This is a genomic window from Crossiella sp. CA-258035 (genome assembly GCF_030064675.1).
Classification (GTDB): Bacteria; Actinomycetota; Actinomycetes; order Mycobacteriales; family Pseudonocardiaceae; genus Crossiella.
Window position 1 is genome coordinate 4,033,024 of sequence record NZ_CP116413.1, and the last position, 24,378, is coordinate 4,057,401.

The 24,378-nt window shown below is 69.3% G+C and carries 25 protein-coding genes; 10 read left to right on the plus strand and 15 right to left on the minus strand.

Annotated elements, in window-relative coordinates; all coding sequences use genetic code 11:
• Window positions 1-29 precede the first annotated feature (29 nt).
• From aztC to aztB, 3 genes are read right to left on the minus strand one after another with little or no spacing between them, the layout of a single operon-like run.
• Entirely contained in the window at window positions 30-941 is a 912-nt protein-coding gene (gene aztC, locus N8J89_RS18360) for a zinc ABC transporter substrate-binding protein AztC (RefSeq protein WP_283665584.1), read from the minus strand.
• Window positions 938-2,146, minus strand: coding sequence for a PQQ-binding-like beta-propeller repeat protein (locus tag N8J89_RS18365; protein ID WP_283665585.1), 1,209 nt, complete (start codon window positions 2,144-2,146; stop codon window positions 938-940). Before N8J89_RS18365 ends, aztC begins: the two co-directional genes overlap by 4 nt.
• A 43-nt stretch (window positions 2,147-2,189) precedes the next feature.
• The gene (aztB, locus tag N8J89_RS18370; RefSeq protein ID WP_283665586.1) at window positions 2,190-3,011 is read right to left on the minus strand and encodes a zinc ABC transporter permease AztB; all 822 of its coding nucleotides are present in this window, start codon (window positions 3,009-3,011) and stop codon (window positions 2,190-2,192) included.
• Window positions 3,012-3,058: 47 nt separating this feature from the next.
• Here aztB and aztA point away from each other — a divergent pair, with 47 nt between their 5' ends.
• On the plus strand, window positions 3,059-3,769 hold the full coding sequence (gene aztA, locus N8J89_RS18375) for a zinc ABC transporter ATP-binding protein AztA (protein WP_283665587.1): 711 nt from the start codon (window positions 3,059-3,061) through the stop codon (window positions 3,767-3,769).
• Here aztA and N8J89_RS18380 read toward each other — a convergent pair whose 3' ends face one another.
• Window positions 3,770-4,924 carry an FAD-dependent oxidoreductase gene (locus tag N8J89_RS18380; protein ID WP_283665588.1) on the minus strand — a complete coding sequence of 385 codons (1,155 nt, stop codon included), beginning with the start codon at window positions 4,922-4,924 and terminating at the stop codon, window positions 3,770-3,772.
• Between the two features lie 368 nt (window positions 4,925-5,292).
• Here N8J89_RS18380 and N8J89_RS18385 point away from each other — a divergent pair, with 368 nt between their 5' ends.
• The gene (locus N8J89_RS18385; RefSeq protein ID WP_283665589.1) at window positions 5,293-5,439 is read left to right on the plus strand and encodes a hypothetical protein; all 147 of its coding nucleotides are present in this window, start codon (window positions 5,293-5,295) and stop codon (window positions 5,437-5,439) included.
• A 30-nt stretch (window positions 5,440-5,469) separates the two neighbouring features.
• Window positions 5,470-5,868, plus strand: coding sequence for an STAS domain-containing protein (locus N8J89_RS18390; RefSeq protein WP_283665590.1), 399 nt, complete (start codon window positions 5,470-5,472; stop codon window positions 5,866-5,868).
• A 16-nt stretch (window positions 5,869-5,884) separates the two neighbouring features.
• On the opposite strand, the gene N8J89_RS18395 is transcribed toward N8J89_RS18390, so the two are convergent.
• The gene (locus tag N8J89_RS18395) at window positions 5,885-6,535 is read right to left on the minus strand and encodes a response regulator (RefSeq protein WP_283665591.1); all 651 of its coding nucleotides are present in this window, start codon (window positions 6,533-6,535) and stop codon (window positions 5,885-5,887) included.
• A complete protein-coding gene (locus N8J89_RS18400; protein WP_283665592.1) occupies window positions 6,532-7,722 on the minus strand; it encodes a sensor histidine kinase in 1,191 nt (396 codons plus the stop codon). Before N8J89_RS18400 ends, N8J89_RS18395 begins: the two co-directional genes overlap by 4 nt.
• Before the next feature lie 304 nt (window positions 7,723-8,026).
• Here N8J89_RS18400 and N8J89_RS18405 point away from each other — a divergent pair, with 304 nt between their 5' ends.
• Window positions 8,027-9,556 (plus strand): carboxylesterase/lipase family protein, encoded by a 1,530-nt coding sequence (locus N8J89_RS18405; RefSeq protein WP_283665593.1) that lies wholly within the window; start codon window positions 8,027-8,029, stop codon window positions 9,554-9,556.
• Window positions 9,557-9,584: 28 nt separating this feature from the next.
• Here N8J89_RS18405 and N8J89_RS18410 read toward each other — a convergent pair whose 3' ends face one another.
• Window positions 9,585-10,304 carry a molybdopterin-dependent oxidoreductase gene (locus tag N8J89_RS18410; RefSeq protein WP_349497492.1) on the minus strand — a complete coding sequence of 240 codons (720 nt, stop codon included), beginning with the start codon at window positions 10,302-10,304 and terminating at the stop codon, window positions 9,585-9,587.
• Between the two features lie 208 nt (window positions 10,305-10,512).
• Window positions 10,513-10,920, minus strand: a complete 408-nt coding sequence (locus tag N8J89_RS18415; RefSeq protein ID WP_283665595.1) for a response regulator transcription factor — start codon at window positions 10,918-10,920, stop codon at window positions 10,513-10,515.
• An 86-nt stretch (window positions 10,921-11,006) separates the two neighbouring features.
• On the opposite strand from N8J89_RS18415, the gene N8J89_RS18420 reads away from it, so the two are divergent.
• Window positions 11,007-11,612: a hypothetical protein gene (locus N8J89_RS18420; RefSeq protein WP_283665596.1), complete on the plus strand. Its 606-nt coding sequence runs from the start codon at window positions 11,007-11,009 to the stop codon at window positions 11,610-11,612.
• Window positions 11,613-11,821: 209 nt separating this feature from the next.
• Here N8J89_RS18420 and N8J89_RS18425 read toward each other — a convergent pair whose 3' ends face one another.
• The 5 genes from N8J89_RS18425 to N8J89_RS18445 form a co-directional block, all read right to left on the minus strand.
• Complete coding sequence (locus tag N8J89_RS18425) at window positions 11,822-12,637, minus strand: hypothetical protein (RefSeq protein ID WP_283665597.1); 816 nt, start codon at window positions 12,635-12,637, stop codon at window positions 11,822-11,824.
• Window positions 12,638-12,652: 15 nt separating this feature from the next.
• Window positions 12,653-12,937: an acyl carrier protein gene (locus N8J89_RS18430; RefSeq protein WP_283665598.1), complete on the minus strand. Its 285-nt coding sequence runs from the start codon at window positions 12,935-12,937 to the stop codon at window positions 12,653-12,655.
• A gap of 9 nt (window positions 12,938-12,946) precedes the next feature.
• Window positions 12,947-14,701 carry a fatty acyl-AMP ligase gene (locus N8J89_RS18435; protein ID WP_283665599.1) on the minus strand — a complete coding sequence of 585 codons (1,755 nt, stop codon included), beginning with the start codon at window positions 14,699-14,701 and terminating at the stop codon, window positions 12,947-12,949.
• Window positions 14,702-14,817: 116 nt separating this feature from the next.
• Window positions 14,818-15,615, minus strand: coding sequence for a hypothetical protein (locus tag N8J89_RS18440; RefSeq protein ID WP_283665600.1), 798 nt, complete (start codon window positions 15,613-15,615; stop codon window positions 14,818-14,820).
• A 64-nt stretch (window positions 15,616-15,679) separates the two neighbouring features.
• Window positions 15,680-16,477, minus strand: a complete 798-nt coding sequence (locus N8J89_RS18445; protein WP_283665601.1) for a hypothetical protein — start codon at window positions 16,475-16,477, stop codon at window positions 15,680-15,682.
• A 1,210-nt stretch (window positions 16,478-17,687) separates the two neighbouring features.
• On the opposite strand from N8J89_RS18445, the gene N8J89_RS18450 reads away from it, so the two are divergent.
• The 3 genes from N8J89_RS18450 to N8J89_RS18460 all read left to right on the plus strand — a co-directional run bounded on the left by N8J89_RS18450 (window position 17,688) and on the right by N8J89_RS18460 (window position 18,533).
• Entirely contained in the window at window positions 17,688-17,837 is a 150-nt protein-coding gene (locus N8J89_RS18450) for a transposase (protein WP_283665602.1), read from the plus strand.
• Window positions 17,838-18,029: 192 nt separating this feature from the next.
• Window positions 18,030-18,239 (plus strand): hypothetical protein, encoded by a 210-nt coding sequence (locus N8J89_RS18455; RefSeq protein WP_283665603.1) that lies wholly within the window; start codon window positions 18,030-18,032, stop codon window positions 18,237-18,239.
• A 162-nt stretch (window positions 18,240-18,401) separates the two neighbouring features.
• The gene (locus tag N8J89_RS18460; RefSeq protein WP_283665604.1) at window positions 18,402-18,533 is read left to right on the plus strand and encodes a hypothetical protein; all 132 of its coding nucleotides are present in this window, start codon (window positions 18,402-18,404) and stop codon (window positions 18,531-18,533) included.
• An 88-nt stretch (window positions 18,534-18,621) separates the two neighbouring features.
• On the opposite strand, the gene N8J89_RS18465 is transcribed toward N8J89_RS18460, so the two are convergent.
• Window positions 18,622-18,969, minus strand: coding sequence for a hypothetical protein (locus N8J89_RS18465; RefSeq protein WP_283665605.1), 348 nt, complete (start codon window positions 18,967-18,969; stop codon window positions 18,622-18,624).
• 556 nt (window positions 18,970-19,525) lie between these two features.
• On the minus strand, window positions 19,526-20,044 hold the full coding sequence (locus N8J89_RS18470; protein ID WP_283665606.1) for a LuxR C-terminal-related transcriptional regulator: 519 nt from the start codon (window positions 20,042-20,044) through the stop codon (window positions 19,526-19,528).
• A 322-nt stretch (window positions 20,045-20,366) separates the two neighbouring features.
• Between N8J89_RS18470 and N8J89_RS18475 the strand changes: the two genes are divergently transcribed.
• Entirely contained in the window at window positions 20,367-22,610 is a 2,244-nt protein-coding gene (locus tag N8J89_RS18475) for an NACHT domain-containing protein (protein ID WP_283665607.1), read from the plus strand.
• Complete coding sequence (locus N8J89_RS18480; protein ID WP_283665608.1) at window positions 22,603-24,378, plus strand: NACHT domain-containing protein; 1,776 nt, start codon at window positions 22,603-22,605, stop codon at window positions 24,376-24,378. The genes N8J89_RS18475 and N8J89_RS18480 overlap by 8 nt, the downstream gene beginning before the upstream one ends.

Consider the following 24,378-nt stretch of genomic DNA (forward strand, 5'->3'; position numbering starts at 1 on the left):
AGGTCTGCTTGTGCTGCCGTGCGCGGAGGTCAGGGCCGCGTCAGGCTGGTCGCGATCGCCTCGGTGTTGGCGCGCATCATGTCCAGGTAGGTCGGCGCGCCCTGGCCCGGTTCGGTGAGCGACTCGGTGAACAGCGGCGTCACCGCCACGTGCAGCCCGGCCTGCTCGGCCAGCACCCGGGCGAGCCGGTCCGGCTGGGAGGAGTCGGCGAAGATCGCGGGCACCCCGGCCGAGCGGACCGCGTCGGCCAGCGCCTTGAGGTCGGCGGCGCTGGGTGAGGCGAGCGTGGTGCCGCCGGGGATGACCGCGCCGATGATCTGGAAGTCGAACCGCTGCGCGAGGTAGCCGAAGACGTGGTGGTTGGTCACGAGTTTCCGGCGCTGCGGCGGGATTTGTGCGAACCGGCGGCTCATCGTCGTCTCCACCGCGCCGATCTCCTCGCGGAGCCGGTTGGCGTTGGCGCGCACCACTTTCTCGTCCACTCCGCGCACGTGCGCGATGACCTCATCGGCGATCACCGACACCGCCTCGCGCACCCGGCCGGGGTCGGTCCAGAAGTGCGGGTCGGGCTGTCCGGCGTTCTCCCCGCCGGAGTAGCTGATCGGGTTGACCCGTTCGCCCACCGGCACGGTCGCCACCCCGCTGCGTTCGGCCGCCTGCACGGCGCGCAGCACGCCCTCCTCCAGGCCGAGTCCGTTGTGCACGACCAAACCCGCGCGCTCCAGCTGGGCCGCCTGCTGGGCGGAGATGCCGAAGGAGTGCGGGTCGGCGTTCGGTTTCATCAGCACCGTCACCCCGGCCTGGTCGCCCACGACGGTGCGGGTGAGGTCGCCGAGGATGTTCGTGGTCACCACCACCGAAGACCGGTCGCCGCCCGAACTCGCGCAGCCGGTGAGCAGCAGCACAGCCGCGACGGCCGCCGAGAGCAGGGCGCGGCTCATCGGCCCGTCTCCACGATGTGGCTGGCCTTGCCGCTGACGGTCAGCGTCCTGGCGCGGCGCAGGTTGTCGTTGTAGTCGATCTCGTACACCTCTCCCGAGCCCGGGTTGTTGACGTAGGCGCGGGTGGTGTCGACCTGGATGCCCGGGGTGGCGAGCGCGGTCGCCTCCGGCGGCATCAGCTGGGTGCGCGCCCGCTCCGCGCCGGTGGCGGCGTCGAAGGCGCGCAGCACCCCGTCCCTGGTCAGCGCCAGCACCGGAGCGCCCTCGCCGACGGCGTTCACCGCGGCCAGCGGACCGGTTTCCAGGTGCCGCCAGGTCCGCCGGGCGGCGTCGAGCACCCACACGCCACGCTCCCCGGCCGGGGCGGCGAGCGTGGCGCTGCCCGGCCGGTGGGTGAACCGGGTGGCGCGTTCGGCCGGGCCGACCTGGCGCGGGTACGGGATCTTCTCGCCGGTGAACGTGCCGTCCTTCTCGGTCACCAGCAGCGCGCCGTCCGCGCAGCCGAAGACGACCCCGCGCCGGGTGACCGCCTGCCCCTGGAGCTCCGGGCAGGGTGCCGCGATCTCGGCGACCGGATTGCCCTGCCGGTCGTGCACCCGGACGCCGCGCGCGTGCCGCTGCCCCGGCTCGGCCACCGAGGCCAGCACGCGCTCGCGGTAGGGCACCGCGGTGCTCGGGTGCGCCCTGCGGACGATCTTGCCCAACTCGGCCACGGAACCCTTGTCCAGCTTCGCCCGGTCGAGCAGAGTCGTTGTGCCGTCGGGGAAGGACACCGCCGAGACCACCGGATCGCTGAGCGCGGCCAGCGGCTCCTTGCCCGGCACCACTCCGACCTCGCGGGCCGGGGCGCGGTAGTAGTGCACGTGGTCGCCGTGGTCGACCATCCAGGAACCGCTGTCGACCACGCGCACCGACTCGTCCCGGCCGGTCAGGTAGCCGAACCGGCCGTCGCCGAGGATGCCGCGTACGCCATCCACCCGCCCGGCGGGCACGGTCTTCTCGGTGATCAGGTCGAGCACCTGCACCGCGCCGGTGTCCGCGTCGGCCACCACCAGCCGGGACTGCGCCTCGGCGGTCTCCTCGGCGCCTTCGACGTAGCCGTGCGGCACGTCCCCGGTGGTGCTTTCGGGCCGCGCGCCGCAGGCTGCCAGCAGCAGGGCGGCGACGGCGAGCAAGCCTGCGCCGCGGCAGGTCCTCAGTGTCATGGTGCACGCTCGATCTCGGTTGGGGGACAACGGATGTGCGGGCTCAGGCGCGGGCGGGCCGGAGGGCGGAGAGCCCGGCGGAGAGGAAGAACAGCAGGACCGCGCTGACCGCGATGCTCGCGCCGGCCGCGGTGCCCCCGTGCCAGGAGACGAGCAGCCCGATCAGGGTGGCCAGGCTGCCCAGCAGCGCGGCCAGCAGCATGATCGTGCTGATCCGCCGCGCCCAGAACGTCGCGGCCGCCGCCGGCGCGATGAGCAGGCCGAAGACCAGCAGCGTGCCGACCACGCGGAAGGAGGCGACGATGGTCAGCGTCACCAGCGCCAGCAGCAGCGCGTTCGCCAGCCCTGGACGCAGGCCCAGGGTGCGAGCCTTGCGGGCGTCGAAGGTGAGCGCGACGAAGGACCGGTGCCCCAGCGCGGCCACCACCGCCACCAGCGTCAGCGCTGCGGCCAGACCCGCCAGGTCACCCGCGCCGACCGCGAGCACGTCGCCGAAGAGGAACCCGGTGAGGTCGACCGCGAAGGACCGGGAGTGCGAGACGATGATCACCCCGGTGGCCAGCATGCCCACGAACAGCAGCCCGATGCCGGTGTCCTGGGACAGCCGCCGGGAGCGGCCCAGCGCGGTGAGCCCCAGCGCCATCACGCCTGCGCTGAGCAGGGCCCCGATCACCAGGTTCACCCCGGCCAGCGAGGCGAGCGCGATCCCCGGCAGCATCCCGTGCGAGAGCGCGTCGCCGATGAAGGCCATGCCGCGCAGCACCACCCAGGTGCCAACGATTGCGCAGGCCACCGAGACGAGCACCCCGGCCACCAGCGCCCGCTGCACGAAGGACACCTCGAAGGGGATGAGCAACCAGTCCACGCTGCTCACTATAGTGGCAATGATTTTCATTCCAAAGAGTGGTGGACATGAGCGAGTACGCGACGGCGATCACACTGCGTGAAGTCAGCGCCAGCTACGGGCGGCAGGAGGTGCTGCGCGGCATCACCGCGGCGGTGCCAGAGGCACGGGTCACCGCGATCGTGGGCCCGAACGGGGCCGGGAAGTCCTCCCTGCTCAACGTGATCGCCGGCGTGCTGCCCACGACCTCGGGCACCCTGACGACCAGCGGTTCCGGCCGCCCCGCCTACGTGACCCAGCACAGCGAGGTCTCCGGCACCCTGCCCATCACCGTGCGCGCCGCGGTGACCATGGGCCGGTGGGCGCACCGGCGGCCGTGGCACCGGCTGACCAGGCAGGACCGGGAGGTGGTCGAGGAATGCCTGGCGCGGCTGGACATCACCGCGATCGCCGGCCGCAGGCTGGGCACCCTCTCCGGCGGGCAGCGCCAGCGCGCGCTCGTCGCCCAGGGCCTGGCCCAGCAGTCCGATCTGCTGCTGCTCGACGAGCCGTCCGCGGGCCTGGACCTCCAGGCCCAGGCCCGCATCGAGGACGCGCTCGACGAGGCCCGCCGCGAGGGCGTGACCGTGCTGCGCGTCACCCACGACCTCACCGCCGCCGGCCGCGCCGACCACTGCCTGCTGCTCGGGGCGGGCGCACTCGTCGCCGAGGGGACGCCGAGCACGGTGCTCACCCCGGAGCGGGTCGCCACGGCGTGGGGTGTGCCGCAGGTTCGGTGATCATGGCGTGGGGAGCGGGTTCTCCCCGAGCAGCCGGACTCCGTTCGCCGATGAGCGTTTCACTGCGTCGAAGCCCTCCTCGACCATGTGCCGCTCGTAGTCCCGCACGACGTCCACCAGCGAGGTGCCTGGCGCGGCGTTGGCCAGCGCGGCCGAGAGCGCGGCCGCGTCCCGCAGCGCCATGTTCGCACCGGCGCCGGCTGCCGGACTCATCGCGTGGATGGCGTCGCCGAGCAGGGTGACGTTGGAACTGGCCCACGGCGACAGCGGAACGCTGCTGCGCACCCTGATCGGATAGAGCGTCGAGGTGTCCCATTCCGTGACGATGCGCCGCAGCACGGGATGCCACCCGGTGATCTGGTCGAGCACGACCTCGCGCAACCGGGTGCCCGGCGCCGTGCGCAGGTCCTCCTCGGACAGGCCCAGCGACTCGCGGCGTCGCCCGAACATGACCGCGAGGCTGTCCGGTGCCAGCTCCAGCCGGGCCGCCGCCGCGCGTGGCCGTTCCCGGTACTCCACCGGCGCGATGCCGAGGAACCGTTGCCCCGGCCCGGAAACGGAGTTGAAGACGCTGATCATCGCGGGCGGCAGGGCGGCGCGCAGTGCCGGAGTCAGCGGCACCCGCCCGTAGATCAACCGCACCCCCGAGTCGACCACCCGGGCCTGCGGGAGGCGCTGCGCCCGGATCACCGACCCGATGCCGTCCGCGCCCACCAGCAACGTGCCCTGCCTGGCCGAGCCGTCCGCGAAGTGGGCCGTGACCACCTCCCCATCGGCCTGGTAGCCCACACACCGGCGGCCGAACTCCACGACGTTGTCCAGGCCGCGCAGGAGCACCTGGCGCAGCACATGCCGGTCGAGCACAACGGGCGCTGGCAGAAGATCCGCGGCCAGCTCGAACACCGCGGTCTGCCGCAGTTGCTCGTCGAAGCCGGTCACCCGCGGCGCCGGACGGCCGGCGATTGCCCCGATGAGCGCGAACAGCTCCGGCGGCAGGCTGGCGGCGAGTGCCCTGTGGCCCTGCGCGTCGAGGTGCAGCCGATGCCCCTGCGCGCGGACGACCGGTGAGACATCGCGTTCATAGACGGCGACGCTGATTCCCGCGCGGCGCAAGCCCTGCGCCAGACAAAGGCCGCCGAGACCGGCGCCGATCACGATCACATGCTGAGTCAAGACAGACCTCGCCAGAGTCGGGTAACGACTCCCACCTCCCTGCCACGGTGCGGCAGGGAACCCATCAGCGAGGCCAAAGCCCTTGAGGACTCAGCGAGCCCTCCGGTGAGAAGACACCGCGAGCCTACCGAAACAGACCGTGCCGCTCCTCTTCGCGGGCTGACCGGTTGCTGCCACCGTCGTCATTGCCCGCGCTTGTGGGTGTACGAGCAAGCGATGATCGCGTGGAGGCGGCGGCGTGCGGCGAGTACGGCGAGCAATGCGGAGGGGCAGATCATGCGCATGCGGAACCTGGACCCGAGTTTGATCGGCACCAAGTTCTTTCCCAACCTCTCTGTGCGAGAACACCGGTGACCATGTGGCTGCTCATCGGCGCGGCGGTGGTGCTCCTGCTCGCAGTGCTCGCCCGGCGTTGGATCATCCGCATGCTGGTCGCCCACGCCTCCATGCGCAACGACGGCATCGGCCACCCCCGCGCGCCTGTTGTGACCTGCTGAGAGCGGTCACTGATCCGGTAGGGTCCAGCCGTGAGTCAGCCACCGCACGCTGAGCCGTCACCACCAGGGCTGGACATCGTCCGCCATGTGGTGGCCGGAACCGTCGTGATCTCGGTCGTCGGCGACGTCGACACCGACACCGCGCCGGCGCTGCACGCCGCGGCGGTCAGCGCCATCGACGACACCACGGGCGAGGACTGCATCCTGGACCTGACCGAGGTCAGCTTCCTCAACTCGACCGGCCTCACGGCCTTGGTGGAGGCCACCGGCCGTGCGGAAGCGCGACGGGAACCGCTGCGCATCGTCGTGGACTCCAACCGCCCGGTCATCCGGCCGATCGAGCTCACCGGCCTGGACCAGCTGCTCCGGCTGTACCACACCGTCGAGGAAGCCCTGACCGCCGGAAACCAGTCGCACCACAAGAGCTGATCTCGCCGGCTCTGCCTCACCTCGGCCGGTCGGCGCGCAGTGCCAGCTGGGTGCGGTTGGCACATCGCAGCCGCGTCATGAGGCGGGACACATGTCCCTTCACCGTGCCCTCGCTCAGGTACAGCCGGGTGGCGATGTCGGCGTTGGACAGTCCTTCGGCCAGCAGCGTGAGCACGGCGCGTTCCCGTTCGCTGAGCGCCTCCAGCTCCGGGTCGGCGCGCCTCGGTGGTTCGCCGGCCCGGTGCTGGCGCAACCGGCCCAGTGCTTCGGGGGAGAGCACCGACGTGCCGGTCGCCGCGGCCAGCACCAGTGGCACCAGCTGCCCCGGCGGGGTGGTCTTGAGCAGGAAGCCGTGCGCGCCGGCATCCAGCGCGGCGAGCACGTGCTCGTCGGTGTCGAAGGTGGTCATCGCGACCACAGCCGGGGGATCGGGCAGTGCGCTGATCTCGCGGGTCGCGCTGATCCCGTCCAGCTCCGGCATGCGCAGGTCCATCAGCACCACCGCGGGCCGGTGCCTGCGGACCGCCGCGATGCCCGCCGCGCCGTCGTGGGCCACCGCGACCACGGTGATCTCGCCGGTGGCCGAGAGGATGGTGCGCAGGAACTCACAGACCATGGGCTCGTCATCCACCACCACGACCGGCACCGGTCCGGAACGCGTGCTCACTGCTGGTCCACCGTCCCCGTAAGGTCTCGCTCATCGCGTTTGGCAGCGCCGCCCACGGGCAGGCTGACACGCAGAGCGTAGCCACCGTCCGAAGTGGACTCGTGTTCGCAGGTCCCGCCGAGCACGGCCACGCTCCGGCTCAGCCCCGCCAGTCCGCGACCGGAGCCAGGGCCGGGGTCGGCTCCGCCAGGTCCGTTGCGCACCAGCACGTCCACGGTGTCACCGACGGTGATCCGCACCTGCGTGGGTGCGCCGGGGGCGTGCCGTCTGGTGTTGGTCAGACCTTCCCGCACCACCTGGTCCACGGTGCGGGCCAGGGCGAGGGGCAACCGGTCCAGATCACCGGTGAGGTCCAGTCGCACGTCCTGCCCGGCGGCGCGCGCCTCGGCCACCAGGGTGTGCGGCGTCGGAGTGGCCGGCTCCGGCGGGCTGAGCAGGTCGAGCAGCTTGCGCAGCTCGGCCAGGCCCTCGGTGCCCAGCCGGCTCATCCGCTCGGCGGCGGCGCGGGCGGGCGCCTCGGTGGTGGTGACGGTCAACGCGTTGGCGTGCAACACCAGCAGGGTCAGCACGTGCCCCAGGCTGTCGTGGATCTCGGTGGCCACCCGTTGCCGCTCCTGTTCCCTGGCCCGCCTGGCCACCTCGGCCCGGTCCCTGGCCAGCGCGGCCACCCGGTCCCGTCGCGCACGTTGCAACCTGGCGGCCAGACTGACCGCCACGCCACCCAGGATCGGGGTGGCCGTGTTGGCCAGCAGGTTCAGCACGGACGGGCCCGCGCCGTCCAGCACCGTGTGCACGACCGCGGCCAGCGGATAACCGAAGGCGAACGCCGCGGCGATCCGCAGCTGGCCCGGCGTGCGCGCGTGCTCCACGGTGAGCACCGTGGCCCATGTCAGGCTGACCGGGACCCACGGCACCCCCTGGGCGATCAGCAGCGGCCGCCACGGGGAGTCCAGCAGCAGCAACGAGGTCGCGACCACCGTCACCGCCGCCATGGCCAGATGTGGCGAGGTGCGGAACCGGCTGACCACGGCGGTCGCGGCCAGCTGCGCGGCCAGCCCGAGCGCGATCGGCACTGCCCGGGAGCCGGGCGGGCCGGGCAGCACCACGAGCCCGAACCACGCGCCGAGCACGGCCAGCAGCGTCATGACCAGCGGCAGCCAGCGGACCAGGCGGGAGTTCTCGACCACTGCGTGATGGTAGGTCGACCGGCCCCGCGTGCGCCGTCCGCGCCCCAGGACCTGACTTTCGTCGCACCAGCACTGACTTTCGTCGCGCGAGGCTGACCGAGCGGCACGCCAGGCCCGGCCCTTCGCCACTGGTGGTGGCGGTGACCGGGCAGCAGGCTGGGTGACCCAGGAGAGCCGATCGGAAGGGGGAACCGCGATGGTCAGGTGGCGACTCGCGGCGGTGGTCACGACGGTGGTGGCAGGAGTGGCGGCAGGGCTGCCGACGGAAACATCGACGGCCGCCGGTCACCTAGCGGGAGACACCGTGCGCACCACCGCGGGGCTTGTCCGTGGCGTGGTGGACGACCACGTGCGCCGGTTCACCGGAGTGCCCTATGCCGCGCCGCCGGTGGGCGGGCTGCGCTGGCGCGCGCCACAACCGGTGCGGCCGTGGCCGGGGGTACGGGACGCTGGCAAGTTCGCGCTGCCGTGCCGGCAGGCCGTGGGCGAGATCCAGCACAGCAGCGAGGACTGCCTGCACCTGAACGTGACCACACCGCTGCACGGGCACCGGCCGAAGCCGGTCATGGTGTGGCTGCACGGCGGCGGCAACTTCGGCGGCACCGGCAACGAGGTCGATGCCCGACGGATGGTCACCAGCGGCGACGTCGTGGTGGTGACGATCAACTACCGGCTCGGCGTGTTCGGCTTCTTCGGCCACCCCGGGCTGGCCGACTCAGGCTCCTTCGGGCTGCTGGACCAGCAGGCGGCGCTGCGCTGGGTGCGGGACAACGCCGCGGCCTTCGGCGGCGATCCGCACAACGTGACCCTGTTCGGGGAGTCCGCGGGCGGTATCGACGGCTGCGCCCACCTGACCTCGCCAGGTGCGCTCGGCCTGTTCGACAAGGTGATCCTGCAAAGTGGCAGCTGCTCCTTCCCCGGCTGGGGGATCGTGCCGGAGAGCTGGGGCACGACGCCGGAACCTGCCCGTGCCGCGGGCAAGGCGCGCTCTTACTGGCCACCCCGGGACGAGGTGGTGGCCAGCGGTGCCCAGGCGGCCGCCGAGCTGGGCTGCCCGGCCGGGCCCGGCGCGCTGGACTGCCTGCGCGAACTGCCGGCGGAAGCGTTGCTGGGCAGGATGACCGAGTTCGGCGCACCGGCGGCCGGCACCGCCACACTGCCGCTGGACCCCGGCCACGCGGTCGCGGCCGGGGCCTTCCACCGGGTGCCGGTGCTCACCGGGCACACCCGCGACGAGGCCCGGCTGGTCACCGCCTGGTCCGAGCTGCCCGACAAGCCGATCACCGAGAAGCGCTTCCACGCACTCACCGAGCAGGCCTTCGGCGGACACGCCGAACTCGTGCGGCGACATTATCCGCTGCCGGACTACGACAGCCCCGCGCTGGCCTGGGCGGCGTTGGACACCGACCGCGGCATGGCCTGCCCGCAGCTGCGGGACGCCCGCGCGTTCGCCGCCCGGATGCCTGCCTACGCCTACGAGTTCGCCGACCGCACCGCACCCCCGTACGCACCGCTGCCGCCGGGTTCGATGCCCGACGGCGCCGGGCACGGCGCGGAACTGACCTACCTGTTCGACATGGCCGGAAAACCGGTGGACTGGAACGGAAAACTGGTGCCGCACACCGAACCCCAGCGGGCGCTGGCTGCCACCATGATCGGCTATTGGACCCGGTTCGCGCGCACCGGTGATCCCAACGGGCAGGCCCCGCCCTGGGTGCCGGTGGACCGGGACGCCCCGCGCTCCCAGGAGTTCCGCACCGGCGCCGGCGGTGTCGGGCCGGTGGACGCCTGGCGCGCCCATCAATGCGCCTTCTGGGACACCATCGATGCCTGAGGTGTCCACTGTGGAGGGTGTGCGGCCGTTAGTTCGAGGAGCGGGGCCGCTCTGGCTGACGGTCGCGAGCACCACGGGCACTGAGGAACCTGATGGGACGAATCAGCGCCCGGTAGAAGGGGCGCACCACCCGGCCGGGGAGCAGGCCGTGCCGCTCCTCTGCCCAGACCCTGCCCCGGGGATGGCTCCTGAGCAGGGGGCCTTCGGTGTTCGCCGGGGCCGAGGTCAGGAGCTCGATGCCGGAGAGGTGTTTGACGTTGATGTAGCCGTACTGGCTGGGACTGACCAGGCGGACCGGTGCGCCGTGATCGCTGTCGAGCGGGCGGCCGTTGAGGTTCTGCGCGATGAGCACGTCCTCGGCCAGGAGGTCCTCGATCGTCGCCGTGGCTTTCCACCCGTCGAGTCCGCGACACGTGACGTGGGTGATCGATGTTCCGCCCGGCAACGCCGGTTCGAGGACAGCGCGGTAGAACGTCGCGAACGAGACACCTTCCCAGCGCAGGCCGGTTGCCGTCCAGCCGGCCACGCAGTGGAAGTCGGCGGTGATCTCCTTGCGCGGCAAGGAGGAGAGCGAGGTGAGCGGAAGCTCGAACTCCTTGGTCACCGCCCCGCGCACCTCGATCGCCGGGTCGACCGGAACGGGCGGGGCGGGCCGGGACAGGTGGGTGCCGAACCGGGGGAAGCCTTCGACCCGGCGTTGCCCTGGCGGGAGTTCGTTGCCGTGCCTCATCGACCACGCCTTTCGCATTCATCACCAGTCACTGGACCACCATCCCCTCAGCCGCCCGGCACGGGGTCACCCGCGAGAGTGAGGCCGCTCCCTCGCAGGAGTGGCGTGAACTCGCGCAGGATCGCCACCGGGCTGGCAGGATCGAGCTCAGCCGGTCACCGGTAGCAGGTCAGCAGTTGCGCCGCACCGACCAGCCAGCACTGATCGGCGCGCGGACCCTCGCCAGTCAACGCTCGGTGGCGCAACTGAACCGGCGCAGCCACGGCCCGTCCTCTGCCGCCGCCAGCTCGGACTGTCCGCTGATGAAGAGCTCCACGGTCACTCTCGCGATCAGCGTCGTACGCGGGGACCGTTCCGGCGTCGCGGTTCGCCTTCCGGTCAGTTGGGCGGCCAGCGCGGTGCGGGAGGTCACTTCGAGCTTGCGGTAGATGCGGCTGAGGTGGGTTTCGACCGTGCGTTGGCTGACCATCAGCCGTTCGGCGATGGCCCAGTTGCTGTCTCGCTGTGTGATCACTTCGGTGATCTCGGTGCCGCGCCGGGTGAGGCCGAGCGGGGGAGTGCCGGGCGGTGTGCGGGACTGGCCGCACAGGTGCCCTGCACGCGCTGCGGAGTTCTGGCCCGCGCAGAACGCCATTGGCCGGAAGGACCCGTCTGCCTGGCTTGCGTCGACGCTGCCGGTTCACCCACGAACCCTGCCACCGCTGTGGTCAGGTGGCTGGCGTGTTCCGCCGCGAACCGGCCGGGCCGGTCTGCCCGGACTGTGCGGGCGTCCAGCTTTCCTGCCGCTGCCCCACCTGCGGAGCCATGGGCCGGCTGCTGCGTGGTCACTGCCTGTCCTGCACCGCCAGTCGGGACCTGGTGGAGATGTTCACGCAGCCGGACGGCCAACCGGCATCCGCATTAGCGCCGGTCGCCGAACTGCTGGCCCACTACGACAACCCGCACTCGCTGATCCTGTACCTGCGCCGGCCCGGCGGACAACCCATCCGCCGGATCGTCACCGGCGAACTGGCCTGCTCCCACGAGACGCTGGACGCTTGCTCAGACCACGGCAGCGCAGCATCTGCGCGGGTTGCTCGTGCTCGCCGAGATCCTGCCACCCGCGAGGAAGAACTCGCTCAGTTCACCCGCGACATCCACCACTGTTCAGCACGCGTCACGAGCAGGCAGGACCGGACCATCCTGGGCCGCAAGCCCGGGACGACCGACCCCGGTGGTGTTCCCGGCGCTAACTACGTAACAACCATGACGGTTCCATGTCAACAAGCTGGCGCTTCACGCGGGCGGGTGATCGATAAGGGGTTCGTCCGCTTGGTGGTCTTCTAGAGTAGGCTTCACAGGAATTTCGGCTAGCCCGGACAGTCGCGTCCTGGCCACGGGGGCACGAAGATGGCCGGGTCGGGTGTCCATAGCGGGCTGCCCGTGGGCGATTTTGCGTAGCTGTGAGCGCTATTCGTCGACGGCGAAGGCGCCCGATCACCCCTTCTTGTCCTCAATCGTTAATTGGCGGCACACCATTCAGCTGAGGCCGGTCCTCAGTTGTCCCATGCAGGGCTTTCGTTGGGCCGGTAGGGAGAGCTAGAGGTGTCATTCGCCCAGTCGTCCACGTTCTGCCTCTCCCATTTCAGCAGCGTCTCGGCGTTCCGGATGCACATGTCGTAGTCGAGGCTGCCGAAGAGGCGGCTGACGGTGATCTGCTGATTGAGTTGCTGATATCCCTTGCCTGTCTCGTACTTCATCTGCACCGTGGTCCGGAGCCGCCCGAGGCGTAGATCCCCATTCACGACGGTTAGGACCCCTTGGTGCACGTTGGTGTTCTTCTCCTGCAGCCCCTCGTTCTCGACCGCCAGCTGACCGATCTTCTTGATGGAGTTGATGATGCCGGTGAGAGTGTCCGACGTCACCAGCCCTCCGACCAGCTCGGTCACCACCGAAATGGCCAGTCGCAGGGAGAGGGACGAGATGGACGCACTGCGGCTGTCGCTGGTGACACCCTTGAGAAATGGTATCGTTTTGAACTGGAATTCAAAGTTGATCCAACGTATGAGCTCGAATATTGTGAGTGACTGATTGAAGCTGGCGGAGTCCGCAGTCTTCCGCAGGATCGTGGCGGCCACGGACTGCCATGAACCGAAGGGCTCCAGCGGCCCCAGAACGGGCAGCCCACTGTCGTCTCCGCCGTAGGCATTGCCAACCCCTGCCTCTTGGCTGCCGTCGGCAAGCACGCGGCCGTCGAGGCCCAGCAGCTTGAGCGCCGCCAGCAATTCTCGTGGGGGCGCCTGCCTGCCCTGCGCCCACATGGTGATCTCCAGCGCTTCCCGCTGCGACTGCACTTGAACCGGAGTGCTCACGGTCGTCCTCCCAACTCAGTATGCTCGCGCGGCGTACTGCTCGCGCGACTCGCAGATCAACCGCTCAACGTCCTGCACCGTCTGCACCTGAGGGATGGCTTCGAAGCCCAGGTTGACCCGGAAGCCCAGCTCGACCGCGCCCATCAGACGAAGCAGCTTCATGGAGTCGACACCTGGCAGCTCCGACACCATGGTCGTGTTCTTGATCTCCTCGGGGTACTCAGCGTCGCTGAGCTCCAACTTCTCGCGGATCAGGGAGTACAGCCGCTCGCGCTCTTCGGGGGTCAGATGAATGTTCATGGCCGCTCCTCAGTGGGCGTGTACGGATGGTGTGTTCTGGTTCGCCGGCCAGAGCGCTCCACCGTGAAGCGCTCCTCCGAGGTAGTGCTGCCGTGTCTCGCTCCGCCTCACCTTGCCGCTGGAGGTCTTGGGCAGCTGCCCTGGCGCCAGCAGGACGATCTCCGCGACGGGCAGGGACAGCGTCGTTTGGATGTGGCCGCGGACCTGCCGCGCAACCGCGACGGCGTCCTTTCCACGGAGTTCGGCGACGATCACCACCTCCTCGCTTACCCGGCCCGGCCGGGTGAAGGCCACGACGTTGCCCTTGCGCAGGCCGGGCACCTCGGCTGCGGCCCACTCCACTGTCTGGGGGTCATGATTGCGCCCATTGACGACCAGCAGGTCCTTCTTACGGCTGGTCACGTAGAGGACACCTTCCGCGAGGTATCCACAATCCCCCGTGCGCAGGCCCTGGGCCGTGAAGCAGCGCTGGGTCGCCTCCGCGTCACCGTGGTAGCCCGCGGCCACGCTCGGCCCCTGGAAGACCACCTCGCCGATGTGCCGCTCCGGGAGCGGATTCCCCTCGTCGTCCACGATGTGGATCCGGTGACCCGCGATGGGGCGTCCGCAGGGCACGAATGACACCTGCGACCCGTCGAGGAGCTCCGCCTCCCGGGCGGGCCGCGCAAGACCGCTCGCGTGATAGGGCTCCTTCTGAATGACATCCGGTGCGAACGGAACGCCGACCTCGCTGAACGAGATCGCGAGCGTCGCCTCCGCCATGCCGTAACACGGCACCACCGCCCCCGGCTGCAGCCCTGCCGCGGCGAAGTGCTCTGCGAAGGAGCGCAGCGTCTCCGGATGGTTGGGCTCGGCGCCACAGCCCACGACCCTCAGGCAGGACAGATCCAACCGCTGGAGCTCCTCCGCCGAGGTATGTTTGACGGCCAACGCTAGGCCGAAGTTGGGCGCGAAGGTCACGGTCGCGCGGGTACGACTCACCGTGTCCAGCCAGATCCGCGGTGAGAGCGCGAAGCGCAGCGGTGGGAGGAAGCTCACCGCGCAGCGCACGATCAGCGACGCCAGCACGAAACCGACCAGTCCCATGTCGTGGTACATGGGCAACCAGCTCACGCCCCGGTCCCGCCCGGGCTCCAGTCGGAGGGCGCTGATGATGGCCGCGCAGTTGGCGAGCGCACTGGCGTGCGTCACCCGAACTCCTTTGGGGGCCGCCGTGCTCCCTGAGGTGAACTGCAGGAACATCACGTCCTCCGGGAGGATCGCCTCGGGCTCGGCCGCCTTGCCCACCAAGGGCTCGGCGAAGTACTCCTCCGAGACGACGGCCCGCAGGCCCTCGACCGCCTGGCGAAGCGGGTCCAGCAGGTCCGCCAGGTTCTGCGGGATCAGCAGCGTGCGGGCTCCCGCCGCGCGGAGGATGTGGGCGGCGCTCTCGCAGTAAGTCTCGAACTTGCCGAAGCCCATGGGCGGGTACATCGGGACCGGGACGATGCCCACTGAGACTGCGCCCAGGAAGGTGAGGACGAACTCCTGCTGATCAGGGACGATGAGCGCGATGCGCTCTCCCTTGCGCAGGCCCCTCTGGAGCAGCAGACGGCCCCGGCGCAGAGCCTCCCGCGACAGCTCTGACCAGGCTACGAAGTGCTCGCGCCCGTCCTGTTGGAGGAAGGTGTAGCCACTGTCCGAGTGGCTGAGGTTCTCGGCAAGGACCTGGGTGAAGGTCGAGGCCGTCGCTCTTTCGGGAGGCAGCGCTTCGTGGGAGAACATCGGTCCCGCCTGGGGTTGGAGGGCTTTAGGGGCTGCGGCCCCGTGTGGACAGCCAGTCCACACGGGGCCGACGGCATCGGAAGCCCGGTGGATACGAAAAGGAACCTTGAACCGAATCAGTTGTCCCAGGCGGGACTATCGTTGGGCTTCTTGCCGTTACTGGACCCGTCCTTCTCCCACTCCTCCACGTTCTTGCGTTGCCACGTTTTCAGCTTGCTGGATTGGCTCTTGCACATGTCGAAGTCGAGGTCACCGTAGCCCCGGTAGACGCTTAGGCCCTGATTCAGCTGCTCATGCCCCTTGCTTTTCTTGTACTCCATCTCCACCCTGGTCCGGACGGCTCCGAGGTAGAGGTGGCCGTTATGGCGCGACAGGGCACCGACCTGTTGGTTCGAGTTCGACTGCTTCCTCCCTTCGTTCTCGAGCGCCAGCTGGCCGATCTTCTTCATGGTCTCCACGATGCCCTTGAAGTCTTCCTTCGTCATGATGTTCTCGAGCAGGTCTGCTACCGCATCGACGGCCTTCTTCAGGGAGGTCTTGCTGATGGCCGCATCGCGGTAGTCGAGCGTGTACTTCAGGAAGAACGGAATCGTAGCGAACTTGTTGAGAAATTTTTCCCACGCGACCGGGTCGAATTTCTCGCTCCCCGGGTTGAAGCCGCTGAGAGCCACGGCCTTGTGCACGATGGTACTGCCGACGGACTCCCACGACTTGAATTCCGGCTCCAGGGGCCCCAGTTCGGGCAGCTTGCTGCTGTCTCCCCCCGACTTGTTGCCCACCGCCTGGGTGTTGTCCTTATCGTCGAGCTGTGAGAGCGCAGACAGCGTGGCAGCGTCCAACTCGGGGAGAGGGGCCTCCCACAGCGCGATCCTCATGGCCTCTTGGCTCAACTGAGACTGACTAACCTCGGTCATGACTACTCCTTATCCACGGGTGAGGTACTACACAGTGAGATGTGATTACGTTCGCGATTGGGGTTCAGTTGTTCCAGGCAGGGCTGTCATTGGGCGGCACGCCGTAGCTGTTCGTGTCCCGGACCCAGTCGTCCACATTCTTGAAATCCCATTTTTTCAGTGTGTCGGCGTTTCTCTTGCACATGTCGAAATCGAGCACACCGTAGCCGCGGTAGATCTTGAGGGTCTGCTGCAGTTGCTCGCAACCCTTGCCCTTCTTGTACACCATCTGCACCGTGGTCCGGGCGGCTCCGAGGTAGAGCTTGCCTTTATTGCGCGACAGGATCCCGACCTGCAGGTTGGCGTTCTTCTCCTTCTGCCCGTTGTTCTTGACCGCAACCGCGACCACCTTCTTGATGGTCTTCAGGATGTCTTCGAAGTTCTCCTTCGTCGTGATGTTCTCGAGCAGGTCTGCTACCGCATCGACGGCCTTCTTCAGGGAGGTCTTGCTGATGGCGGCGTCGCGATAGTCAAGCGTATACGCCAGGAAGAACGGAATCGTAGTGAACTTGTTGAGAAATTTTTCCCACGCGACCGGGTCGAATTTGCCGCCCTTTGGGTTGAAGCCGCTGAGAGTCTCAGCCCTGTGCACGATGGTGCTGCCAACGGACTCCCATGAGCCGAACTTCGACAGATCAGCCCCCAGGTCGGGCAGCACGCTACCGTCTCCTACTGCAATGTTGCCGACCACCTGCTCCTGGCTAGGAGCATCGGACTGCGAGAGCTCGGAAATCGTGCCGGTGTCCGGCTCAGGGAAAGGCGTCTGCCACAGCGCGATCGCCAGGGCCTCCTGGCCCGATTGGGACTGACTGATCTCAGTCATGAATGCTCCCTTCTCCACAACCAATGGTTGTACGGCCTTGCATTTACCGAATCCGGGCCAGCTCGTCGCGATTCCAGTTAAGCACCTAATTGGATCGTAAACGTTGCCCCATCTCACTGTCTGACACCTCGGGACTACGTCACTAGACAACCGAGATTCTTTCACTGCGCAAGACTACGATCAATCTCCGATCGAGTGCGGACTGATCCTCCCAGCAACGTGTTCCGGCAGGATGAATTCGACGCAACAGCGAAGCCGCCCCTTTCAAGACAGTTCCATCGACAGCCTTGAATAAGGTCTTACGCTAGACCGGCAACGGGTGACGTTCGGCGCGCAATACCGTGCGGCACCTACTAATTAGGTGCGCCATCCGGTGTTCTCACACTCTAAGGGACGCGCTAGTTCCGTGCAGGTCCGCGACGCAGCGTACCGGCCCCGAGGCTGCGGTGATCGCAGCCGACGCGGCCGGAGCCGCGGCAAGCTTCCTCACCGCCATAAGAGCAACGCAGTGATCTTTTCCATGTCAACCTTCCTGAGCGATTGTCGGGCCTCCCCGACTGGCACAGCACCCCTAGACATGATCCCCTCCTGAGGTACGCCAGGAAAGACTGTCGTCGCGCATAATGTGGAATTCATCCATCCCGGTGTTTGACGCGACGAAACCCCGCATCACCCGTTCTCTCCTTCTGCGGCCAGGATTCATCAGTTCGAGTCCTGCACAGGCCGCGTCCTGGTGACACTATGTGATATCGCACTACGCTCGGTTTCTCGACCGTGCGCGATTTGGACGTCGCATGCGTTATACGGATATCCTGCGCTTGAGGCGGCCGTGCAAGACGGTATGCAGCTGGTGACCATCGCTTGCCCCGTTTGGCGGTAAGGGCACGCCCGCTGGGCGCGCTGGAGGTGCACACGCAATGAACCTGGCGCGTCGACCGGTATCCAAATACAGGACGGCCGGGTGTTCGCCGGGTTGGTGCAGGGACTGCCGCCATTCAAGCACCTCATGCGCTCGAGCCCGACGTGGTCGAGCATCTGTTCGCCGGCAGTCCTGAGGCTCTGGGCGCAGATCATCCAGGCGGACACCTCTTGTCGGCCCAGCTTTGAGCTTGGCCCTGTAGTCCGGACACCTTGATGTTGCCCCAGTTTGACGGGCACGAGTTCGAGGAGAGGTACGGTTCGACGATCTTGCCGAAGGAGATCGTTCGTCGTGCCGAAGCCTTATCCGCCGGAGTTCCGGCGGCGTGCTCTGGACCTGCTCGAGTCGGGCCGGTCGGTGCTGGACGTGGCCGCGTCGCTGGGCATCGCGCAGTCTTGCCTGTACAACTGGAGACGGCAGGACATGATCGACCGAGGCTAGGATTCGCCGCGCGTCCTCCCCGCAGGTTCGAGGGGATTAATTCAGGGGCGAACGTGGGCAGGAGTTAGGACAATGCGGTCCTCGACAAAGGGCGACAACGAATGTCGCCCGCCATGAGCATAGGGCCAGATTGAGCCCTCGGTTTCCGTAAAAGCCTTGGCCATGGCCGATTTGGATGGCCACCCAATCGCCATGGCCACCGACATGGACGGCGTGATGATCTTGTGGGATTGGGCCCAGCGACACCAGATCGGCCAGCTCACCGGTGGCGTGGGCAGCGTCAATGCGGTCGCGGCGACCGAACTCGACGACCACGCCGTCACCGGCGGCGATGACGCCACGGTGCGGGTGCCGGATCTGCGCAGCAGACAATTCGTCGACCAACCGGTACACCGACAGTGATCGCTTAACACGAGCCGGCAACGCGACCGACTACGGTGTCGCACCGTGCTATCACTCACCGTTACACCAAGTGGGATGGCATTCATCCAGAACAAATAGTGCTTCATAGCAGCACAAGGGTCACCGTTCTCCACCACACCGCACTTCAACGGTCACTCGTCGGTGTTGGTGCGGGCCAGCCGGATCGGCGAGCTCACCCTGCGGGAGCTGACCGAGGTCGTGCAGGACGCCTGGCTGTCCCGCGCCTCGCCGACCAGGGCCGCCGCCTGGCTCCGCGGCCGCGCGGACCAATGACCCGCCGAGGTGCCAGTGCTGAGGCGCCCCGGCGACGGGAAAGGTCGCCGGGGCGCACGGGATTCAGTTGGCGCTGTTCAGGGGGTTGTCACAGGGGAAGGCACTTCGCCGAGGTCCGGCGAAGCTTGTCGGCATAGGTCCAGTAGCCGCCAGAGCCGGCGAGGTGCCGGGCCCAGGTGTTCGCGTTGCGGTTCCAGGTGATCGAGGGGGTCGCCCACACCCGCCTGTTGGCCCAGAAGTAGGCGTCGGGGTGGGTCGGGATGAACTGGGAATGGTTCCAGGCGGGAGCTCCGGAGCCGCCGGGATCGACGATGTACTCGCAGACGATGACCTGGTCGGGTCCCTTGGCCGTGAAGGCGCTCGCTGCCGTGGCGCCGGTCAGCATGGCGATGGCGATGGCGATGGCGAGGACGACGAGGGCGATGATGGACTTCAAGGCGAGGCGGTGTGCCACTTGATTCCTCAGAGTGGCTGCGCGGCAACGGATTGTGGGCGTGCGCCGCCGTCGCCGCTGGGTGTGTTGATGGCGAGCCGCGGTCGTGCGAGGGTCCGTATGCGGCTCCGCCCGGAGAGCTAATGCGCGGTGAGCCAAGTGGTTGGGTGCCGCCTTGCGCGGGGAGGGGAGGGCTGTTGCCAGCGGTGTCACCGAGGGGGAGTGACGCATGGGCACGCTGGACAATTGGGGCCTGGTATTTGGTGTGCGGGTGGCCGGGCTACGTTGCCGGCGCGCCGATTGGCTGGGGCTGGCCCGGCGAGGACCCGAAGGTCCCTGGCATCAACCCGGCTGCGCTCATCCTCGACCTGGCCGTGTCAACGAAGGCCAATGCCCGCGAATGCTCGGGGCGACCTCGACGAGGCGCGGCTGGTGCTGGCCGACTTCGCGACCGCGGTCAGACCCGGCTCGGGCCGCCTACTCCTACTGGAAGCCTGCCGCCGACGACTTCAAGAACGACGTGGGGTGGGCTTTGAGAGGTAGTCGCAATAGCCGGTGGCTAGTTGGCGCCGCGGTGCAGCAGCAGTGCGACCTGGGTGCGGGAGGAGCAGCCGAGCTTGCGCAGGATCTGTTCCACGTGCGCCTCGGCGGTGCGCTGCGCGATGGTCAGCCGCTCGGCGATCTCCCGGTTCGACAGGGCCTCGCCGATCAGGCCGGCCACCTCGCGTTCCCGGCTGGTCAGCTCGTCCAGCGCGCGGAGCGGGGGGAGGCCGGGCGGCGGGGGCGGGGGAGTGGGCGGGCGGAGGTGACGCTGGCCCAGGGCGCGCTTGCTCCCGTCGGCGTGCGTACGGGCCAGCGCGGACAGTTGGCGGGCGTGGGCCAGCCCGTGCCGGGCGGCCGCCAGGAAGTACCGGGACACCGCCTGCAGTTCGCGCACCCGCCGTCGCTGTTCGACCAGCCGGCGCCGCTGCTCGAGCAGCCGCCGGCGGCGTTCGGCGCAGTCGGCGGTGCGGTCCTCCCACTGCGGGAACTCCACCCGTTCAGGCGAGAAACGCTGGTGGTGCGGCGTTGCGGACATGACTCATTCTCCGCACTGGTCCTGAAGCGTGGCCAGAGGAACCTGCGATTCGTACCAGAGGTTCCGGCAGATGGACGCACTCACCCTCCGGGTACCCGCGGGCGAGGGCGTCACCGCGGTGCCCTCGCCCCGGCAGCCGGTGGACGGGCGCTTGCCGGTGAGCGAGGACGGGGCGAGGACCGGGCATACCTGCCCCGGTAAGGCTGAACCGCCCGATCTACCGAACGCCGCCGCACGGTTGGCCCAGTTGCCTAGTCCGAAGGTGACAAGGCCGCCACTGAGCGTGATACTCCCGTGCGACCAGGGAGGTGAGCGTCCGGTAGTGGGGGTGTTGGCGACCGCCGCGGTGAAGCTCGGCGAGACCCTGGTCAAGCTCGCCTGCGAGGCGGCCACCGGGTCCAAGGCCGCGGGCGAGGTCGCGGGCGGGTTGACCGCGGTGCTGGGCGGGCACGGGGTGGGCAAGCTGGACCAGCGGCGGGCCCGCAGGCAGCTGGAGACCGTGGCCGACACCGTGGCCGGGCGGGTGATGACCCGCTATGGCGCGGAGTTCCGCGGTCTGGACGAGGAGTCCCGCGCGGTGGTGGTCGAGGCGGTGGCCGAAGCCTTCCAAGCCCTGCCGCCGCTGACCGAGCTGGTGCTGGCGGCGAGTTGCCGGCCGGAGCGGCTCGCGGCGCGGGTGCGGCAGCTGACCGGGGACCTGCTGCGCGGGCGCTACTTCGGGCGGGCCGAGACCGACCTGTACGAGCTGCTGCTGGACACCGCCTGCGCCGAGGTCACCCAGATCTGCCAAGGCCTGCACGGGCTGGCGAACCTGGCGGTGCCCGAGGTGCTGCGGCAGCTTTCCGGGCTGGCCGAGGAGGTCCGGGCCGCGCCGGTGCGCGCGCTGGCCGCCGCGACCGAGGCGGGGGAGGCCCGGTTCGCCCGGACCTACCGTGAGTTCGTCGCCGACGAGCTGGCCGAGGCCGACCTGGACTGCGACCGGCTGACCCGCACCAGCCGCCGCTACCCGCTGGCGGCCGCCTACCTCGCCCGGTCCGTGCACTGGCAGGGCTCGCCGGTCGCGGTGACCGCGCTGCTCAGCCACTCGCGGCTGCTGCTGACCGGGCCGTGCGGTGCCGGCAAGACCACGCTGCTGCGCTGGCTGTTCACCGGCATCGCGCGCCGCGGCCTGGCAGGGTTCGAGCACCTGGTCCCGTTCTACCTGCCGCTGCACCACTACACCGACCGCACGCCGAGGCTGGATGACCTGATCACCGCGCTGGGTCAGGACATTGCCGCGGAGATGCCTTCCGGGTGGGTGCAGCGGCAGCTCCGCGAGGGCGACAGCCTGGTGCTGCTCAACGGACTCGACGAGGTGCCATCGGCGCACCGGCGGGTGGTGCTGGACTGGATCGAGAAGCTGTGCGCGAAGTTCAGCCGCGCCACGGTCGTGCTGGCCAGCCGCCCCGACCCGACGCTGCCCGGCTGGGCCGCCGGCGCGGGCTTCACCGTGGCCGAGCTGGCGCCGATGAACCCGGCCGAGGCGCACCAGTTCATCCAGCGCTGGCATGCCGCGGTGCTGGTCCGGCTGGTCGACCCGGCCGAGCGGGCCTGGGTGGTCAAGTGCGAGCGCAGACTGCTGGACGCGCTGGCGGGGTGCCACGCCCTGCGGGTGCTCGCGGCCAACCCGTTGACCTGCGCGCTGATGTGCGCGCTGCACCGCGACCGCCTGGTCCGGCTGCCGGACTCCTGGGTCGACCTGCTGCGGATGATCACCGAGATCCTGGTCGACGAACGCGACCGGGTGCGCGGGATCGTCGACGAGTTGCCGGCGCCCAGGGAGGAGCGGCTGCGCGTGCTGGCCGACCTGGCCTACTGGATGAGCAGCCAGGACATCACCCGCGCCAAGCCGGCGGAGCTGCTGGATCGGGTTGCCCACGCGAGCGGGACCCAGCTGGCGAGCACCGATCCGGCGCGGCTGGTGCGCGGCCTGGCCGAGCGCACCGGCCTGGTGCGGCTGGACGCCGAGGGCGGCCTCACCTTCCCGTCGCCGGTGCTGCGGGACTACCTGGTCTCGCGCGAGGTGGTGGCGGGCAACTACGTGCGGGCGCTGGCCCGCGCCGCGCACCGGCTCGACCTGCACCAGCTGGTGCTGATGGTGGCCGCCCAGCTCACCGGGGACCGAGCGGCGGAGCTGGTGGCCACGCTGTCCCGCGAGGCCGCCGAGAACAGCGCCTGCTCAGCCCGGCAACTGCTGGTCAACGCCTGTGAGTACCGGCCAGGTCCTGAGCTGTCCGAGGACGCCTTGGCGCAGCTGGCCATCGAGCACCCGGCGGTGCTGGTGGACGCGCTGGCCCGGGAACCCCTGGAGCGGGCGGTGGAGGTGGCTCGCTTGGCCTCCGCGATCCAGCACTGGGAGGCGCTGCCGCTGCTGGCCAGGCTGGCCAGGGACGGCGGGCCGGAGGTGGCCGAGGCGCTGCGGCCGGATTCCCGGTGGTTCGATCCGGTGGACTTGCGCTTCTTCCTGCCCGGACTGCGGGAGGATGCGGTGGCCGACAAGGTGCCGGGAGGTGGCGCTGGTGACTGAGCAGGAGAAGCCGGCGACCGGCGACCGGATCATCCGCACCGCCCTGGCCCGCTGGCTCGGCGACGAGGCACTGGAGCGGACCGAGGACCTGGCGGACGGGCTGACCGGGCACATCGCGGATCCCCTTGCCCGGCGGCGGTTGTGCCGGGAACTGGAGGAAACCGCCGAAGCTTTCGGGATGCGCGCGTGGGCTGGTCCGTCGCCAGGGGCGGAGGAGTTCGAGGCCGCGGTCGCCTCGGTGGTCGGCGCGTTGCGCGGCGGTGAGCCACTGCCAGCCGCCATCGATGAGGACCGGGGAGCGGAACACCTGGTCGAGCCGTTCGTGTTCGTGGGCAACGAGATGGTGCCGCTGGGCCAGGTGGTCGACCGGCATCGGGTGGTGGTGTTGCTGGGTGCGCCGGGGGCGGGGAAGACCGCGGCGCTGCGATGGCTGGCCGGTGCGCACGGGTCGGATCGGACTCCGTTGTACGTCCCGCTGACGGAATGCGCGTTGCGGGGTTCGCTGGACGGGCTCCCGGCCCGGGTTGACGGCCGGGCCTTGCTGTTGCTGGACGGTCTGGACGAGGAGCCGGGCATCCGGTCCCAGGTCCTCGACCGGCTCAGGCGAGTCATGACCGACCATCCGGACACGCGATGTGTGCTCGCGGTCAGGAACTACCCAGCGGATCTACCTCTGGCCAAGCCCGCGGTGGCCCGGTTGCAGCCCATGGCTGAGGGGGAACTCGCCCACTTCGTGCGGTCGTGGCCGTGGAAACCCGTTGCCGGAGAAGCAGATCCGGGCACGTCGCTGCTGTCGGCGATCCAGGCGAGTCCACGGCTGACCTCGTTGGCGACCGACCGGATGCTGTGCGCCGCACTGTGCACCCTGTACCAGCGGCGGGGCGGACGGCTGCCCGCTGACGGCGACATCCGCGCGGCGCTGCTGGACCAATGGCTTGAACCACCGCCGACCCCAGCCCCGGCGCAGCGCCCGGATCCGTTGTCCCGCAAGGAAAAACTGACGCTGCTGAGCGCATACGCCAAGGGTGCCGGGCTGTCCGAGACGCTGGCGACCATGCCGAGGGTGCGGCAACCGGCGACCGAAGTGGCCAGCCAGCTGTCGGGTGGCGGGCAGTTGCTCAGGGAGGTCGAACCGGGCCGGTTGTGGTTCGCGCACAACACTTTCCGGGAGTACCTGGCCGCTGGCGTTCCCGGCGAACCGACCCTCCGGCTGGAGTTCCCGACCGCGTCCGGTGGCCAGCGAGCGCCCGGCGGCGTGCTGGATGAGCTGCTGGCGCAGGTGACCACGCGGGCCGGACTGGAGTGGCCGCCGGGCGAGGTCGTGGTCCACGACGCGCGCGTCCAGGTCGTCCTGCCGCCGTTGTCCGCACGATTGGCCCGATTCCTGGAAAGCCTGTACGACGTGCTGGCACAACCGGTGCTGGGGCCGAGGCTGCGGGTGGTGCTGGCTGTCGGTTCGGAGCTGGAGCGGCTGTCCGTGCTGGCCGACAGTCCTGTGGTGCACCGGCAGTTGCCGTACGGCAGGATGGACTGGCCGGTGGCGCTGGTGGTCTCCGACCGGTTCTACACCGAAGTGCTGTGGTGGCAGGGGATCTCCTGGACCGGCCACCTCATCCAGGTGCAGTCACCAGGACCGGACGACCACCTGTGGCTGGGTGCCCTCGGGACGGGGCCAAGGGTGGTACCCGAGGGCCTGCGCTTGCACGGGCACGCCGATGACAAGCCCCGATCCGAACTGCCGCAGTCGGACCGGGGCACCAGCTGGTGA